Source organism: Paenibacillus gorillae (assembly GCF_000513275.1).
GTDB classification, from domain to species: Bacteria; Bacillota; Bacilli; order Paenibacillales; family Paenibacillaceae; genus Pristimantibacillus; species Pristimantibacillus gorillae.
This window is the reverse complement of record NZ_CBVJ010000042.1, coordinates 1-16656: the sequence shown is the minus strand read 5'-3', so window position 1 is coordinate 16656 and position 16656 is coordinate 1. Positions and strand designations below refer to the sequence as shown.

At 49.1% G+C, this 16656-nt stretch carries 14 protein-coding genes, 1 pseudogene and 1 riboswitch; of the genes and pseudogenes, 13 read left to right on the top strand and 2 right to left on the bottom strand.

All coding sequences use genetic code 11. The annotated features are described in order from the left end of the window. Positions 1-153: 153 nt before the first annotated feature. A complete protein-coding gene (locus tag TY10_RS07710) occupies positions 154-753 on the bottom strand; it encodes a DJ-1/PfpI family protein (protein ID WP_042162253.1) in 600 nt (199 codons plus the stop codon). A gap of 53 nt (positions 754-806) precedes the next feature. Continuing rightward, positions 807-887, bottom strand: a riboswitch (ZMP/ZTP riboswitch). 126 nt (positions 888-1013) lie between these two features. Here TY10_RS07710 and ybaK point away from each other — a divergent pair. From ybaK to TY10_RS07695, 3 genes and pseudogenes are all read left to right on the top strand, one after another. Then, positions 1014-1500, top strand: a pseudogene (ybaK, locus tag TY10_RS07705) (Cys-tRNA(Pro) deacylase). Then, a complete protein-coding gene (locus TY10_RS07700) occupies positions 1497-3470 on the top strand; it encodes an elongation factor G (RefSeq protein ID WP_042162251.1) in 1974 nt (657 codons plus the stop codon). Before ybaK ends, TY10_RS07700 begins: the two are co-directional and overlap by 4 nt. Before the next feature lie 118 nt (positions 3471-3588). Then, positions 3589-4488: a LysR family transcriptional regulator gene (locus TY10_RS07695; RefSeq protein ID WP_042162249.1), complete on the top strand. Its 900-nt coding sequence runs from the start codon at positions 3589-3591 to the stop codon at positions 4486-4488. Positions 4489-4871: 383 nt separating this feature from the next. Here TY10_RS07695 and TY10_RS07690 read toward each other — a convergent pair whose 3' ends face one another. After that, entirely contained in the window at positions 4872-5837 is a 966-nt protein-coding gene (locus TY10_RS07690) for a GntR family transcriptional regulator (protein WP_042162247.1), read from the bottom strand. Positions 5838-6027: 190 nt separating this feature from the next. Here TY10_RS07690 and TY10_RS07685 point away from each other — a divergent pair, with 190 nt between their 5' ends. From TY10_RS07685 to TY10_RS07640, 10 genes are all read left to right on the top strand, one after another. After that, positions 6028-6543: an HPP family protein gene (locus tag TY10_RS07685; RefSeq protein ID WP_042162245.1), complete on the top strand. Its 516-nt coding sequence runs from the start codon at positions 6028-6030 to the stop codon at positions 6541-6543. A 251-nt stretch (positions 6544-6794) separates the two neighbouring features. Next, on the top strand, positions 6795-8042 hold the full coding sequence (locus TY10_RS07680) for a sensor histidine kinase (protein ID WP_042162243.1): 1248 nt from the start codon (positions 6795-6797) through the stop codon (positions 8040-8042). Then, complete coding sequence (locus TY10_RS07675; protein WP_337588339.1) at positions 7966-8604, top strand: sensor histidine kinase; 639 nt, start codon at positions 7966-7968, stop codon at positions 8602-8604. The genes TY10_RS07680 and TY10_RS07675 overlap by 77 nt, the downstream gene beginning before the upstream one ends. Further along, positions 8579-10000: a response regulator gene (locus TY10_RS07670; RefSeq protein ID WP_042162239.1), complete on the top strand. Its 1422-nt coding sequence runs from the start codon at positions 8579-8581 to the stop codon at positions 9998-10000. Before TY10_RS07675 ends, TY10_RS07670 begins: the two co-directional genes overlap by 26 nt. Positions 10001-10184: 184 nt before the next feature. After that, the gene (locus TY10_RS07665; RefSeq protein WP_042162237.1) at positions 10185-11093 is read left to right on the top strand and encodes an ABC transporter permease; all 909 of its coding nucleotides are present in this window, start codon (positions 10185-10187) and stop codon (positions 11091-11093) included. After that, the gene (locus TY10_RS07660; RefSeq protein WP_052350431.1) at positions 11093-12022 is read left to right on the top strand and encodes a carbohydrate ABC transporter permease; all 930 of its coding nucleotides are present in this window, start codon (positions 11093-11095) and stop codon (positions 12020-12022) included. Before TY10_RS07665 ends, TY10_RS07660 begins: the two co-directional genes overlap by 1 nt. 52 nt (positions 12023-12074) lie before the next feature. Next, positions 12075-12935 (top strand): extracellular solute-binding protein, encoded by an 861-nt coding sequence (locus TY10_RS07655; RefSeq protein WP_042162235.1) that lies wholly within the window; start codon positions 12075-12077, stop codon positions 12933-12935. Then, positions 12925-13716, top strand: coding sequence for a type 2 periplasmic-binding domain-containing protein (locus TY10_RS07650; RefSeq protein ID WP_042162233.1), 792 nt, complete (start codon positions 12925-12927; stop codon positions 13714-13716). The genes TY10_RS07655 and TY10_RS07650 overlap by 11 nt, the downstream gene beginning before the upstream one ends. An 84-nt stretch (positions 13717-13800) precedes the next feature. Beyond that, the gene (locus TY10_RS07645) at positions 13801-15483 is read left to right on the top strand and encodes a right-handed parallel beta-helix repeat-containing protein (RefSeq protein WP_052350430.1); all 1683 of its coding nucleotides are present in this window, start codon (positions 13801-13803) and stop codon (positions 15481-15483) included. A gap of 51 nt (positions 15484-15534) precedes the next feature. Next, positions 15535-16656 (top strand): glycoside hydrolase family 95 protein (locus TY10_RS07640; protein ID WP_042162232.1); only part of this gene is annotated, 1122 nt, incomplete at its 3' end.

Sequence of the window (16656 nt, the reverse complement as noted above, 5' to 3'; positions counted from 1 at the left end):
TTCTGAACCGGAGCCTTAAAGCGGTTCGAGTTCATGCTGACATTTTGAAGATTCTATCCAACGTTGGAGTCGCGGAGCGACAAAAAGGCTGGAATCAAGAACGGCAGCATGAACCGAAACGCGCAGCGAGCCCGTGCCTTCTGAACCGAAGCCTTAAATCGGACTATAATCATACTCCATAAGTGATGCTGTTCGCAGCGCTCGTTCCGCTCCCAATAATCGCCCTACAACATATAAAGACATATCAATTCCTGCGGACACGCCAGCCGATAGGATGATTTTGCCGTTATCGACGTAACGCTTATCCGCCACAATAACTGCCGATGCCGGAGCTACGGCTTTCAATTCTTCAATAGCCCGATGATATGTTGTGATGTTCATGTCTTCCAACAGGCCGGCTTTTGCAATAATAAGTGCGCCTGTACATACAGATAGGACAAGCTCCGAGGTCTCGGCAGTTCGGGCAATCCAATCTGTCAGCGCCGAATTGTTCATTTCGGATCTTGCGCCCGGGCCGCCGGGGACGATAATCAGATCGGGAGGAGGACAATTGTAAATGGTGTAAGCGGGGTTTATGCTTAAACCGCCTAGTACAGTTACAGGGCCTTCATGCGATGCGATAGTATAGATTTGAAAGTCTTTTCCGCCATCGCTGCTTGTCAGAAACACTTCGAAGGGACCTGTAAAATCAAGAACTTCAATCTGGTTGAATACAACAATCGCTACTTTTCTTGCCGGGCGTACCTGATCCATTCAACATCTCTCCTTTGGAATGAAAAAAAGCATTTGGCCGCAATTGACCAAATACCTTTTGCCCAGGCGTACGGCTGTATGGCCCATGTGCTTCCCTGTGGTTATCCACGTTTACGCCAGTCACACACAGGTTTTGCTTAATCATTTTATATCAAAACTTACATAAAAAGGCAACGGGTAATGGCAGATAGAGAATATGGCTTGCTCCTGTTAAAATAGATACAGCTCAAGATGATTACGATTAGAATGGGGAAGCAGCAATGGCCGAGACGAAAACAAATGCAATGCGGATGCTGGACAAGTCTAAAGTTCCGTACAGCATCATGACCTATGACAATGAAGATGGACAAATACATGGCGCAGCTGTCGCCGAAAAAACTTGGAAAACCGCCTGAGATTGTTTTTAAAACGCTAGTTGCCCATCAAGGGCCGAGTCTCTTCGTGTTTGTCATTCCTGTCGCTGAGGAGCTGGATCTGAAGCTGGCGGCTAAAGCGGCCGGGGTGAAAAAAATCGAGATGCTTCCGGTAAAGGATCTGCTGAAGTGGACCGGTTATGTACGCGGGGGATGCTCACCGATCGGGATGAAAAAGCTATATCCTACTTTTATAGATAGTGGAGCGGAATCATTAGCGCATATGTTGGTGAGTGCCGGAAAAATCGGCTTCCAGATGGAGCTCGCGCCGGAACAGCTTGCTGAGCAAGTATCGGCTGTATTCATTCCGCTCATTAAGGCGGGTACTGCATGAACAAAAAGCGCAACGTAACGATTGGTCTGCTGGCTCATGTCGATGCGGGGAAAACAACGTTTGCAGAACAGCTGCTCTATCATACTAACAGCATTCGAAGCCGAGGGCGTGTTGATCATCAGGACGCCTTTCTTGATAGCCACGAGCTGGAGAAAGCCCGCGGCATTACGATATTTGCCGACCAGGCGGTGATGAGCCGCGGCAATACGGATTATTATTTAATTGATACGCCGGGTCATGCCGATTTTTCCGCAGAGATGGAACGGGCGCTTCAAGTGATGGATTATGCCGTCATTATCGTCAGTGCAGCCGAAGGAATCGAGGGACATACCGAGACGGTGTGGCAGCTGCTGCAAAGCCATGGCATTCCGGTATTTTTCTTCATTAACAAGATCGATCGAAGCGGGGCTGACGGGGATGCCGTTCTGGAACAAATTCGCGAACAGTTGACCAAGGATGCCGTGGAAATGAGCGGCAGCTTGTCCGAAAACATACAGGATTCACTTGTTTCCTTTGCGGCAGAGCGGGATGACGAGCTGTTGGAGGATTATCTGGAAGGAAACGTGGAGCCAGCTAAAGTGATGGCTTCGCTGCGTCAATCGATTAAGCGAAGACTTCTTTTCCCCGTGATGCGGGGCTCTGCTTTAATGGATGTCGGCATTGCCGATTTTCTGAGCAACTTGGAGCTGCTGGCTGAAACGGATTATGACGATTCGGCTCCACTCGCCGCCAGAGTATATAAGATTGGACATGATCAGCAAGGCGCGCGTTTAACCTATATGAAGGCGCTTCGGGGCAAAGCGTCGGTACGGGAAGATATTCGTTATACCGATCGAGACGGAGAGGTCAGGCTGGAGAAAATAACCGCGATCCGGACGTTTAACGGCAGCAAGTCTACGTTTGTTAATGAGGCATCTGCCGGGCAATTATTTGCCGTGACGGGGATAACTTCACTAGCTGCGGGAGACGTTGTGGGGGAGGGGATGGAACGATCTCATTACGAGCTTGTCCCGGCGCTTCAGTCCAAGGTGCTTTTCGATGCTTCAATTCCGCTCAAGGAAGTGCTGCGATGCTTTAAGCTGCTGGACGAAGAGGACCCTTCCCTTGGCGTCAGGTGGGATGAGCCGCTTCAGGAGCTTCATGTTCATGTGATGGGCGTCATCCAACTGGAGGTGCTGGAGCATGTTGTGAAGGAGCGGTTCCAGCTTGACGTAGCCTTCGGCGAACCTGAAATTTTGTATAAGGAAACCGTTGGCGGGACGACGATAGGCGCCGGCCACTTCGAGCCGCTTGGACATTATGCGGAGGTTCTTTTGCGCATAGAGCCGGGAGAGCGGGATAGCGGAGTAGAGTTCAGGAATGAATGCCATGTCGATGATCTCAGCATCGGTTATCAGAACCTGATCGGCCAGCATGTAACGGAAAAGGAGCATCGCGGGCTCCTGACAGGATCGCCGCTTACCGATGTTGTGGTTACTTTGCTCTCCGGCCGCGCGCATAACAAGCATACTTCCGGGGGCGATTTCCGCGAGGCAACGCTAAGAGCGCTTAGGCAGGGACTGGAGAAGGGGGACAATATTTTGCTCGAGCCCTATTATGCCTATCGCATAAAAGTTGATATTGAGCATGTTGGCAGAGTCATGTCCGACATTCAAACCGCTCATGGCAGCATTGAGCCGCCGGAAATTTTAGCAGACACTGCGATTTTCACGGGGGCGGTCCCGATCGCTGCCTTTATGAACTATGGCGCAGAGCTGGCCTCCTATACGAAAGGGAGAGGCGTATTGACGCTAAAGCCAGACGGCTATAAGCCATGCTTCCAATCTGAACAAATAATTTCAGATCGAAACTATGATAAAAACGCCGACCCTGCTTACACGTCAACTTCGATTTTTTGTGCCAAAGGGAAAGGTTTTAGTGTGGCGTGGGAAGAGGCGGATTCTTATATGCATATTGAACGGAGTAAATAAATGGGGAGAGCTAATATTGATCCTATCTATTATAATGATAGAAACGATCATATAGACCTATGATAAGGTTACTGATTACAATGGAATGAACATTTAGAGGCAATGGAGTGATAGGCTCGTGGAGTTTAGACAGCTCGAATATTTCAAACTGCTGTGCGAGGAATTGCATTTTACGAGAGCGGCGGAGAAGCTGGGCATTACGCAGCCGACATTGAGCCATCAGATCAAAGCGCTGGAGGATGATATCGGCGTTCCCCTTTTTGACCGGATCGGCAAAAGGATTGCGGTCACCGAAGCGGGCAGCATTCTCTATAAACAATGCAGTAATGTATTTGGCTTGCTTCAAGGCGCGCGCGATGAGATTTCAGAGCTGCAGCGGATGGAGCGGGGCTCGCTATCGATCGGTGCGCTTCCGGGCGAGCTTAACCATCTGGCCTCTTCGCTGCTCGTTCAATTTCACCGCAGCTATCCCGGCATTCGCATCAAGCTTCACAGTATCGAGGACAGCGTAGAGCGAATTCTTGCCAATGAGCTGGATCTGGCGATTACGATTTTGCCGCAAGAGGATGATCGATTGAAGAAACAGACGCTATACCACGAAAACTTTTATTTTGTGTGCCGGTGGGATCATCCGTTTGCTTCACAGCAGTCGTTGAACCTCGCAGACATTCATAAGCAGCCAATCGTCATGTTTCCGGAGACGCATCATTGCCGCCAGTTGATTGACGGAGTAAGCGTCTCTGCCGGCCTGCTAATGGAGCCGTTAATTGAAACAGCCTCTATCGAGTCATTGTTTAACTTAATTCGTTCCGGGACAGGCTCCTCCATTTTGTCCAAAACGTTAATCGAAATGCAAAACGATTCTGAGCTGAAGGCCATCCCGATCGATCACCCAAGTCTGCAACGGGAAGTCGGCATTATTACTCATAAAGACAAGTATATTGGAAAGGCCGCTAAGGGATTTATTGAGCTGCTCACCGACTATGTGCGGGGACTGAAGTCTGTTTCTTCGGACTGAATCTGGAGCGATTCAGGTTAAGATCCCGAGAGGGTCTTATGCCGTGTAAAATGGAGCGCTAGGCGTGAGCTAAGACCCTGTGAGGGTCTTAGCTTTAACAAAATGATAGAAAACGCTATAGATTATAGGGCGATTAGCGGGGCTAAGACCCTCCGAAGGCCTTAAACAGTGGAAAATAAAGTGTTGGGCGTGAGTTAAGCCCCTTAGAGGGTCTTAGCTCACTCGTTACTGAAAGCAATACGCTCATTTTGCTGGGAGACAGCTAAGATCATTTTAGGATTTACACGAAAAATGCGACAGCAACTAACCTGTACTGGCGTAAGGCCACGGCAATACAACGTCAGAAAGGCGGTGCGGGGGAAATCCCGCATCGCCTTTCTATGTTAAGGCTGCACGAGTTCGTGCAGCAGGTTTACGCTGCTTTGCTCCAGCCGCATCGGATACAGCCTGACTTTGTCTGGAGCTAAGCTTTGCAGCTCATCGTACACTGCTGCCGAGGCATAGATGCAGTCCGATTCAGACAACGCATCCGAAATTCCCTCGGAAGCTTGCACGCCAAGCGTCTGGGCTTGGAAGTGACTAATGCCTGCCTCTTGGACACGATGGGCCATCCATTCGCCCCCAGCTTTTCCGAGACAAACGAATGAGACTAGCGAGCCTGGCTTGATTTGGACCATTTCCAACAATGCAGACGGCTCGACGGAGGCCCCGATAACGATTAGTCTGCGGTCTCCGGTTGGCATTAGCGACTTTACTTCGTCTGCATGATTTAGTGTAGTGATGACCACATCGGCGGTTAACCGATCGTCTTCCAGCGTGATTTCACCTGAGCGGATATGTTCGAGAAATACCGTTCTGGCCTTAGCGCCTGTTGCACGCTCTATTTCCTTGAGATAGAAGGGATGGTCATGAGCCATGCATTCGATAAATAATAGGCGGACCGGGCGGTAAGGATGGTTATCACGGAGCAGCATAAAGGCGAGGCCTGCCGTAAAAAAATCGATGGCATTGAGCCGGCTGGAATGGAGCCGGTCAACCGTCTCGTCCAGCAGTTGGCGCATGGGCATTCGCGTGTGCCGCAGTTGCTCCGTTGCGGCACTGCCCGTGACTTGCGTGCCGCGTCCCTTGTGCATCGTGACGATTCCTTCATCGCGAAGCTGAGTGTATACCCAATTAACCGTATTGCGATTGAGTCCTAGTGAATCTGCCAGTTGAGCGGCGGAAGGGAGCATATCGCCGATCTGGATCTGATCCGTCCCGATCAGCCATTTGAGCTGCTCCTTGAGCTGGGTATTCACACCGAAGGTGATTTCGCTGTCAACCTTTACCTGCAACTGCTTGGGATCCATCTTCATACCCCTTTTCATAGCTAACTATATATATCGTACTATCATTGATCACGAATTCCAAGTTTTTAATGTAGAAATGAATGTGGAGTGTGTTAAAAGTGTTGACAACAAACTAAAAAATGAATATAACTAAATAACTAGGTGAATATGCATTTATAATAATCATACATTGTAGAAGGAGAGAGCAACCATGAGCGGTCAGACATATTGGAGTAAGATGAGGGGAGCGGGAAGAAGTCCGCTGAAGGTAGCGCCAAAAGCGGCGGTAATTAGCGCAGCGGGAGGATTTATTGCCATCGCGATACTAGCCTGGCTTACGGGACTAACCGGCCAGCCTTGGATTATGGCGCCGTTTGGCGCAAGCTGTGTGTTGGCGTTTGGTGTATGGGAATCGCCGTTGTCACAGCCCCGGAACATTATTGGGGGACATTTCATATCAACGTTGACGGGTCTGGTCTTATTTCATTTATTCGGACAGGGAGCAGCTGTCATAGCTGCTGGAGTTGCGCTTGCGATTTTGTTCATGATGTTGACCAAAACAGCGCATCCGCCTGCTGGAGCTGATCCCATTGTCGTCATTTTAGCGGGAAGCGGATGGTCGTTTCTCTTTATCCCAGTGCTTGCGGGGGCGGTGGTCATTGTACTTGTAGCGTTGTTTATGAACAATGCAATCCGGCAGCGAAGCTATCCGACCTTCTGGCTCTAGCATGCAGATGCAGCAGCGTTTGCTTATAAGAGGAAGCCAGCTTCCCACACTAAAAAGACGGTTTCGCCTCCAAGGTGAAGCCGTCTTGCTGTGTTGGGGACGGGGCTGGCTTCTGCGGACACGTGGCTCTTTTTACAATCATGCGCATTTCCTTATGTTGGAATAACCTGAGAATCGGCTCCTTGACTTGCTCCTGTTTCGGCTTGATAATAAGCGATATGTTTACACTACTTCCTTGAGGATGGATTCCTATGGCGTTTCTTAGAAGATTGTCCATACGATCGCAGCTGCTGATTTTGGCCGTCTCGACCGTGTTGGTTATCTTGATTATCGTGTATCATACCTACTCGACGATGTCGGCGATGGTCACTCGCAACCATGAGGAATATGTGCAGCAGACTGTAACAGAGATCAAGAAGAACGTCACATCGAACAAAGATGTGCTGTTCCGTCTTATGCAAACGATTTCTTATAATGCGGATGTACAAAGCTATCTGATCGAACAGAACGCAGTCACCCGGTTTGAAATGTTCAAAAAGCTGAATGTGCTCATTTCGAATCAGCGGGAGCTGAAGGACGGCATTCTTGATATTATTATTTCCGGTGACAACGGCTTCTCAGTCGATATTAACGGAGGAAGCCCATATGCCGCCGATCTGAAAAAACTGCTGCCTGGAAAGGTAAACGCTTACTACGCCGGCATGCAGCAGTTCGGAACGCATTATGGTTCCGCCACGGGACTGGTGTTCGCCACGACCATCTCTTATGTGCAGCAGGGCGAATCCTTTAATCAAAAGCTGGGCACGCTGTTTTTCATCATCGATCCCAAGGCGCTTGTAGGTGAGAAGGAGTACAACTCCAAGCAGACCAATACGCAAATCTATTTGCTGGATCGCTCCAATAAGATCATTACGAGCAATACGTCGTCCATAACCGGCGTCCAAGGGCCGGAACTAGAGACGCAAAGCGCGGAGGACGGCAACCAGAACGTACTATGGCAAGGGAAACAGTATGTATCCCAGACCATCCGTATACCCGACATGGACGCGCGAATCGTCAGCGTCGCTCCGAAGGACGAGCTGCTCCGGGACGTGCTCGTTCTGCGGCGGCAGGAGCTGATTATTCTCGCCATCGGTTTATTGATTCTCGCCATTCCGTTCACGATGATTATGAACAATATATTGCGTCCGCTGAAAAAGATGATTTTCTTCATGACCTCGGTTAGCCGCGAGGACAATTTGAAGTTCAGCAAGCGCATATCGCTGAAAGGCTATATGGAAATTAGCACGATGGCAGATGAATTCAACAGCATGCTGGATGAGATTGAGCGCTTGTCTCATAAGCTGCTGGAGACGAACACGCGGCTGTATGGAACGGAGCTTGAGCGGCAGAAGTCTGAGCTGGCTTTTTTGACGAAGTCAGATCAATCCGCATTTTCTGTACAATACGCTGGAGGTCATTACCGGCATCGCCGCAGTGGAGAAGCAGGACAAAATTAAAAAAATGACAAGGTCGTTGTCCAGCATTTTCCGATACAGTATCAAAGGCACGGATGAGGTAGAGCTTGGACAGGAAATTCAAATGATTAAGTCGTATGTCCAGATTCAGCAAATCCGGTTCGCCGACCGGTTCACGGTCCATTACAGCTTCACGGATGAAGCGCTGCGGCATAGCGTGCCCAAGATGATACTGCAGCCGCTCGTGGAAAATGCCGTTTATCACGGCATCGAAACGACGCTCAAGCCTTGCCGTCTAGAAATTGAAGGATTTGTGGATGACGGCGGTACTTTAATTATAGACATCAAGGATGATGGCGTTGGCATTGAAGCAGAACGGCTGGAAGAAATCAGGCGGATGCTCGACCAGCCGCGTTCCGGTTTTGACGACCCTAGCGGCTGGCAAAGCATTGGCCTTGTGAATGTCAACAATCGCATACGTCTTATGTTTGGAGAAGAGTACGGCATGCGCATTGATAGCGCTAACGGCGAAGGTACGCATATCCGGTTAAGGATCGGACAACGGAGGGATAACATAAATGTACAAAGTATTGATCGTGGATGATGAGAGCTGGGTTGTCGAGAGCTTGAAGGATTTGGTCGACTGGCAGCAGTATGGCTTTGAGGTTGTCGGGCAGGCAGCCAATGGCGGCGAAGCGCTGACAGCGATAGAAGCATGGAATCCCGATGTCGTATTCACCGATATTCGGATGCCGGAGATGAACGGACTTGAGCTGATCCGCCGAGGGAAGACGATGGGCAAAGCGATTCGCTTCGTCGTTGTGAGCGGTTACGCGGAGTTTGCCTATGCCCAGAAAGCCTTGTCTTACGGCGCGGCAGCGTATTGCCTGAAGCCTTTCGATGAGATCGAAATCGGAGGCGTTCTCGCTAAACTGAAGGAATCGCTGGATCAAGCGCGTCCGATAAGAGAAGATATGATGCAGCTGCTGCTCGACGAATCCGGAGGACGCAATGAGGAGAAGCTGCTGGGCATGCTCGGAGAGCAAGGCATTCTGCAATGGATGGAGCAAGGTATCGTTCCAGTCGTCGCCATCGGACTGTCGGAGCTGCCTCTGCCCCCGGGCCGGGTAATCAAGCTTATTACCGGTACTGCCAAAACCGCTTACCTGATGAGCGAGGAGCTAGTAAAGGCGATGCTTGCCAAAGGCAAGGAAATCTGGCCGGAGGATATAATGGGTATCGGACTGGGAAACAGGCTGACGGACTGGAAGGAAATTAAGGGCGCCATCGAAGAGGCGGATATTGCTGCGTACCAATGCTTCATAGCAGGCAAACCGGGCGTCTATTCCGTACCGGAGACGAAGGATACGGAGTTGAAAAGCTGGATGGCGGAAATTTATGCGGCGATAGGCAGCAAGGACAGCGAGACGGTTCAGCTCAATCTGGACCGGATCGACACAGCATTCCAGGAAGGCTTCCTGACAATCCGGCATGCATTCCAAGTGTACAACCTGACGATATCTTTTCTGTTTGACTTGGAGAGGAAAGAAACAATTCTCTACAGCTATGAACAGCTTGTGCGTTTGTTCAAGAACGTGAGCGAAATGATGGCCGAGCTGAAATCACTGGCCAATCAGTACGTACAGCAAAAGTCAGCGCATGCGCCAGAGTCGAGGAATCAGACGTTTAACCCCATTTTGCAATTCGTTACGGAAAACTACAGACGTGATCTTTCCTTGCAGGAGCTGGCGAATCAGTTCTTTATGAATCCGAGCTATATTAGCCAGCTGTTCAAAAAAGAGGTCGGAGAGACGTTCACAGCTTATGTAGCGAAATTGCGTGTCGCCCAGGCTTGCGAGCTTCTCGAGCGCAGCGACAGCACGGTTCAAGACATTGCGGACAAAATCGGATACCGCGATTATTTCTATTTTACGCGCATATTTAAGAAATTAACGGGCCAAACACCAACGCAATATCGCGAAACGCATTCCCGTGATTGAGACCATGCATTAATTTTAGATGTTTATGGATTCATTTTAGAAAACCTCCATTTGGGGGTTTTCTTTTTTATGTTAGCGATTTCATTTTTTATAGATTTCAATAAATTCCGTGTATACCTCATCAGCGAATGTAAGCGCATAATTAAGGCTATCAACAGAAGTTAACGCTTACAGGAGGGACATTATGAGAACTACGCTAGGGAAGGAAATTTACAAAAATAAGTATTTATACATTCTACTCCTTCCGACGCTGCTCTACTTCGTGATTTTTCAGTACTTGCCGATGTATGGCGTTCTGCTGGCCTTTAAGGAGTATCACATTCGCGAAGGCATACTGAACAGTCCATGGAACGGTCTGAAAAACTTTCAAGAGGTTGTTGGACAAAGTGATTTCTGGAGAGCTTTCTGGAACACGATTATTATCAGCGTAGGACGCATCGCGTTGGAGTTCCCGGCGGCAATCATTCTTGCACTGCTAATCAACGAGGTTGCAAGACAGAAACTGAAAAGACTGTATCAAACGGTCTATACATTTCCGCATTTCATTTCATGGGTAATTGTAAGCGGCATCATGTTCAACTTTCTTAGCAATGATGGCGTGCTTAATCAAATTTTCGCCTTTCTCGGCTACGAGAAAATGACATTCCTTACGAATCCTGATTTGTTCAGACCGATTATTTTCCTCTCGAACATCTGGAAAGAGGTCGGCTGGAGCGCGATTATTTATCTGGCAGCGATTGCCGGCATTAATCCGGAGCTTTACGAGGCCGCCCGCGTCGATGGCGCAAGCCGGTTCCAGCAGCTTCGGGCCATTACATGGCCGTCCATTCGCGGTACGGCGGGGATTTTGCTAATTCTGGCAGTCGGCAGCACGATGAACGGCGGCTTTGAGCAAATTTTCAACCTGTATAACGCGGCTGTATATAGTACGGGCGATATTATCGATACCTATGTGTACCGCTCCACCTTTGCGGAAGGAAGCAGCTTTGGCGTATCAACAGCAGTTGGTCTGTTTAAAGCAATACTGAACTTCGCTTTGCTGTACTCCGCGAACTACATCGTCAAAAAATTAGGGGAGGATGGGCTGGTTTAATGGATACGATCAAACAAACAACGAAGATAGAGCCGCTGTCGCCCTCCGTCAAGAAAGACAAGAAAAAATTCAATGTCGCAGATATGATCATTCATTTGATTCTCATTTTTCTTACCGTATGTACAATCTTTCCTTTCTACAACGTACTGCTCATGTCGTTCAGCAACTCGGTGGCCATCTCCAAGCAAGTCGTGTACTTGATTCCGACCACCTTCGACCTTTCGGCTTATAACTACATTTTCAACGAGCCGCGGTTCTTGAAGGCGTTCCTCGTTACCTTGTTTGTTACCGTAGTCGGCACGAGCGTCAACCTGTTTGCGACGCTTACCGGTGCTTACGTATTGTCTAAAAACGGTTTTCCGGGACGAAAAATCGTGATGTCCGGTATCATTTTCACCATGTTCTTCAATGGCGGCTTGATTCCGTTCTACCTGACGATGAAAAACCTTGGCTTGATCAACAATCTGTTTGTCATGGTGCTTCCCGTTGCGATCAATACGTTCTACATGATTATTTGTATCTCCTTCTTCCGGACACTGCCGGCTGGCCTTGAGGAATCGGCCAAAATCGACGGCGCGAACGACATTCAGGTTCTTTACAAAATCATTTTGCCAATCTCAATGCCGATGGTTGCAACGATTACGTTGTTCTACGCGGTTGACCGGTGGAATGAATGGTGGCATGGGGTGCTCTTCATGACCGATATCAATTTGCTTCCATTGCAAGCGCTGTTAAGGGAACTCTTAACCAATTACCAGCAAGTTTTATCCAGTATTTCGACGAACATTATCGTTCAAAATACCGGACTCCATCCAGAAATGCTCAAAATGGCCGTATTGGTCGTGAGCGTATTGCCGATCGTCTGCTTGTACCCTTTCATGCAAAAATATTTTGCAAAAGGCGTTATGATCGGCTCCATCAAAGGATAATAGAAGCGAAGCCGCTTTTATTATAGAATAACAACATAAGGGGACATGAGAAATGAAGAGAATGAAGCTTTTCGCATCAATCGGTCTGTCAGCAGTTCTCATTGCAACATTGCTTTCCGGTTGTGGAAGCAGCAAGTCGAATGGCGGCTCATCGAATGATCCTAGCAAAGCGGTAGATCCGAGCAACCCGTATGCGGAACATATGGACATCTCGCTTTCCTGGTGGGGCATTGGTGTTGGTTTCGAGCCGCATGACGAAGTGGTTCAAAAGATTGAGAAAGATTTCAACGTGACGCTGAAACCGGTTGATATCGGCTGGGACAATTATAAAGAGAAATCCCAGGTCTGGGCAGCTGCCGGACAATTGCCGGACATTATTACGCACAGCATTACAAGCGACACGCCTGCCGTATACAATGAGTGGGTGAATCAACAACTGATTCATGCGCTTCCTGAAGATATGAGCAGCTACCCGAACTTGAAAAAAGTGTTTGATGTAGAAGGCGTTGACGGGATCAAACGTGACGGCAAGTTGTATGCGATTCCGCGTATGACATTCCCGACTGACGATATGTGGGCAGTATGGGCGGTTGACGGTGCCGTATTCGTTCGCAAAGACTGGATGGAGAAGCTGGGCATCTCCGATCCGCAAAACTTTGATGAATTCAAAGCGATGCTGAAAGCGTTTGTTGAGCAAGATCCAGACGGCAACAAAAAGAACGACACAACTGGTATTGTTATGAATACTTTCGGTTATTTCAAAAACGTATTCGCAGCAACCTTCCCTGAGTTCGGCAACAAAGGCTGGGTGAAGGAAGACGGCAAATGGATTCCGTTCTACGCTTCGCCGAAAATGGATGAGGTGCTGCGTCAAGCTCGTGCACTCTACAAAGAAAAATGGATTGGATCCTGACTTTGCAGTAGCGAAAGCCGGCGAAAGCAATCAAAAGTTCTACCAAAACAAAGCGGGCGCATTGGCGTTCACAACGAACAGCGTATTTGGATCATCTGGCGTTAAAGCCGAGTGGGAGAAAAACAACCCGGGCGAGAAATTCTTCGATCATGTTAAAATTATGCACCCTTGGGGCGATGCAAACGGCGTGAAGTACCGCAACGTAAACAGCGCTTGGTGGTCTGAGAGCATGATTAACGCCGATGTAGATGACAAAAAGCTGGATCGCATTCTGCGCATCTACGATTACCTGTTGTCGCCTGAAGGCAAAGAGCTGTTCGACTACGGTATCGAAGGCAAAGACTACACGAAAGACAGCGCAGGCAAAGTGACGATTACTCGTCAAAAAGAAGGCGACCAATTCGTCGACCTGAAAAAGCTCTATCCGTCGATGGATATCATTTCCCAGCTAGCTGCTTGGAGAAATGCTGCCATTCTTGAAGACAATGAAGCAAACAGAGCAGCATTCGGCAGCGATTCAGTTGAATTCGTTCAAAACGAACTGAAGTGGATGAAGGACAATACAGAGCCGATTCCGACTGCATTCGAGATTGCAACGATGAGCACACCAGCGAAAGACAAGCTGTCGACGATCAATTTCGATGACGACTTCACGCGTGTTATTCTTGGCAATGAAGATCCGGTTAAAATGTGGCAAGATGTACTGAAAGTCTACAACAGCAAGGGTCTTCAGAAAGCAATTGACGAAGTAACGGCTGAGATGGCAAAATTCAATAAGTAACACTAGGTAACAATCGTATATCGGATGCTCCGCCTGGAATCAGGCGGAGCTTTCCGTGCATCGTGGGAGAGGGGAAGTTATCTAATGACAGCAGACATTAAAACATTATTATTCAGCACTTTCGGAGGGGTTCCCGATACGGGAGCGGACGCGACGCCTGCAATGCAAAAGGCGCTTAAAGCAGCCAGCGAAGCAGGAGGTCCTGTTAAGCTGGTTGTGGAGCCGGGCAGATATGATTTCTATGCGGAAGCTGCAACACGCGAGGTGTATGCGATTACGAATACGGCAAGCGAGACGGAAAATCCGGATCCGGTCAAAACGATCGCGATTTTTATGAAGGGATTGACCGATTTCACGCTTGAAGGCGGCGATGCGTTATTTATTTTCCACGACAAGATGACTCTGCTTGCAATCGATGAATGCGAACGGGTAGATATCCGTAATTTGCGCACCGATTTTGCTTGGCCAACTGTAACGGAAATGACGATTGTGGAAAAAGGAAGCGCCTACATGGATATCGTTGTCCACGCTGATTCCCGTTATGAAATCCGCGACGAGAAGCTTTTCTGGATCGGAGAAGGCTGGAGCTTCCACGACGGTCCGGTACAGGCTTGCGACACCGTCCGCAATACGACTTGGCGTATCGATAACGTGATCGAACAAGCTTTGAAAGCCGAAGAGCTGCAGCCAGGGAAGCTCAGACTGCATTATACGCAAGTGCCGGACTTGGCTGAAGGACTTGTCTTGCAGGCAAGGGATGGCATTCGAGATCAGGTAGGCGCCTTTATTCATCAGAGCCGGGATATTCGTCTGGAGCGTGTAGCGATGCACTTCATGCACGGTCTTGGAATTGTAGGCCAATTCAGTGAAAATATAACTTTACACGAAATAAATTTATCTCCTCGCAAGGAAACAGGACGTACGGCAGCAGCCTTCGCCGATTTTGTTCATCTATCGGGCTGCAAGGGGAAAGTATCGGTAACGAAAAGCTATTTTGCAGGAGCGCATGATGATGCGATTAACGTTCACGGCACCTACTTGAAAATTGTCGGCACGCCATCCTCCCGTGAGGTGCTCGTTCGATTCATGCACCCGCAAACCTTTGGTTTCAAAGCCTTCCATGCCGGGGATGAAATTCAGTTCGTCAAGCCTCATTCGCTTATTTCCTATGGAGTCAATCGGGTGAAAGAGGCCGAACTCGTGAATGCTAGAGAAATGCTGCTTACACTTGATGAGCCGTTGCCTGCAGACGCAGAGCTGGGAGACTCGATCGAGAATATCACCTGGACGCCGGAAATTGTAATTGCTGACAATCATTTTGCACGAATTCCGACAAGAGGCGTGCTGGTCACATCTCCGCGCCATACGGTGGTAGAGCGGAATTTCTTCGAACGGATGCAGATGAGCGGGATTCTCGTAGCGGGCGATGGCGATACCTGGTATGAATCCGGGGCTGTGAAGGATTTGACTATTCAAGGCAACCGGTTTTTGGAATGCGGAAACGAGGAGCTGCCTGTCATTTCAATTTTGCCGGAAAATGAAGAGGTAAATTCGGACACTCCCGTTCACTTTGGCATTCGAATTGTCGATAACAGTTTTGAGATGGGCGAAGCGCTGGTGATGCATGCGAAAAGCACGCGTTCGCTTACGTTCAACAACAACCAGATTACATTCAACGGCGAAGCACCAGCTTTAGAGAATGCCATCCGTTTAACGGCATGCAGCGACATCATAATTGAGAAAAACGCTATCAAGACGGGTGAGTAATTCCGGAATAAATCCATCTTTTACAAAATTTCATTAACAGAGGTGTAAGCTATGAAACTGCAATTTAACAAACCTGCCGCTATCTGGACGGAAGCGCTTCCGCTAGGCAATGGCCGTATCGGGGCTATGCAATTCGGGGGTGTCGAACGCGACCGTTTCGGCTTGAATGAAGATACGCTATGGTCGGGAATGCCACGGGAAACCAACAATGTTCATGCGTTGGAAGCGCTGCCGCTTGTAAGAAGTCTCGTAAAGGAAGGCAAGTATGCCGAGGCGGACGAAGCAAGCAAAGCAATGTTCGGTTCGTTCACGCAATCTTATTTGCCGTTTGGCGAGCTGGTTCTGAATTTCGGTCACGGAGATCTGGCTAAGGATTATTCCCGCTCGCTGGATTTGGAGACGGCTGTATCGCGAGTAGAGTACCGGATCGGTCAAGTGAAATATACGAGGGAGACATTCATCTCGCATCCGGATCAGACGATGGTCATTCGTCTAGAGACCAGCGTTCCAGGGACGCTGGAAGTTCATGCCCGGCTGGACAGCACACTGCGTCATCAATTGTCGGCGGAAGGCGAGCGTTTCCTGCTTCGCGGTTTGGCGCCCGAGCATGTGTCGCCGAACTATTACGAGGTGAATCAGCCGATCGTCTATGGCGATGAGCAAACTTCAGAGGCGATGCGCTTTGCAGGTTATATTCACGCTGAGACTGAAGGCGGATCGGTTCGTACCGATGCAGGGGGCATTCATATAACGGGAGCGGATAGCATTACGTTATATTTCAGTGCAGCGACAAGCTTCAACGGGCAAGACAAGCTGCCGTTCAGCCAAGGTAAGGATGCTGCTGCATCTGCGCTCGCACACTTGGAGAACGCACTTGCCAAAAGCTATGATCAATTGCGGGCTGCGCACATTGCGGATTACAAATCATTATTTGACCGGGTTAAGCTTCAGCTTGACGAGCCGGGTGTACCGGACACGCTGCCAACTGATGAGAGACTTGCCAAGTATGGTGCCAGCGATTCATCGCTAATCACGTTATTATTTCAGTATGGCCGTTATTTGCTGATCGCAAGCTCCCGTCCGGGTACACTTCCTGCAAACCTGCAGGGCATCTGGAATGCCGCAACCCGGGCGCCATGGAGCAGCAACTGGACGCTTAACATTAATGCACAA

What these genes read in the sequence shown, in the direction of transcription:
- TY10_RS07645 (WP_052350430.1), top strand. Translation starts at nt 13,801, where the DNA reads ATGACAGCAGACATTAAAACATTATTATTCAGCACTTTCGGAGGGGTT.
- TY10_RS07680 (WP_042162243.1), top strand. Translation starts at nt 6,795, where the DNA reads ATGGCGTTTCTTAGAAGATTGTCCATACGATCGCAGCTGCTGATTTTG.
- TY10_RS07685 (WP_042162245.1), top strand. Translation starts at nt 6,028, where the DNA reads ATGAGCGGTCAGACATATTGGAGTAAGATGAGGGGAGCGGGAAGAAGT.
- TY10_RS07700 (WP_042162251.1), top strand. Translation starts at nt 1,497, where the DNA reads ATGAACAAAAAGCGCAACGTAACGATTGGTCTGCTGGCTCATGTCGAT.
- TY10_RS07655 (WP_042162235.1), top strand. Translation starts at nt 12,075, where the DNA reads ATGAAGAGAATGAAGCTTTTCGCATCAATCGGTCTGTCAGCAGTTCTC.
- TY10_RS07665 (WP_042162237.1), top strand. Translation starts at nt 10,185, where the DNA reads ATGAGAACTACGCTAGGGAAGGAAATTTACAAAAATAAGTATTTATAC.
- TY10_RS07660 (WP_052350431.1), top strand. Translation starts at nt 11,093, where the DNA reads ATGGATACGATCAAACAAACAACGAAGATAGAGCCGCTGTCGCCCTCC.
- TY10_RS07690 (WP_042162247.1), bottom strand. Translation starts at nt 5,837, where the DNA reads ATGGATCCCAAGCAGTTGCAGGTAAAGGTTGACAGCGAAATCACCTTC.
- TY10_RS07670 (WP_042162239.1), top strand. Translation starts at nt 8,579, where the DNA reads ATGTACAAAGTATTGATCGTGGATGATGAGAGCTGGGTTGTCGAGAGC.
- TY10_RS07710 (WP_042162253.1), bottom strand. Translation starts at nt 753, where the DNA reads ATGGATCAGGTACGCCCGGCAAGAAAAGTAGCGATTGTTGTATTCAAC.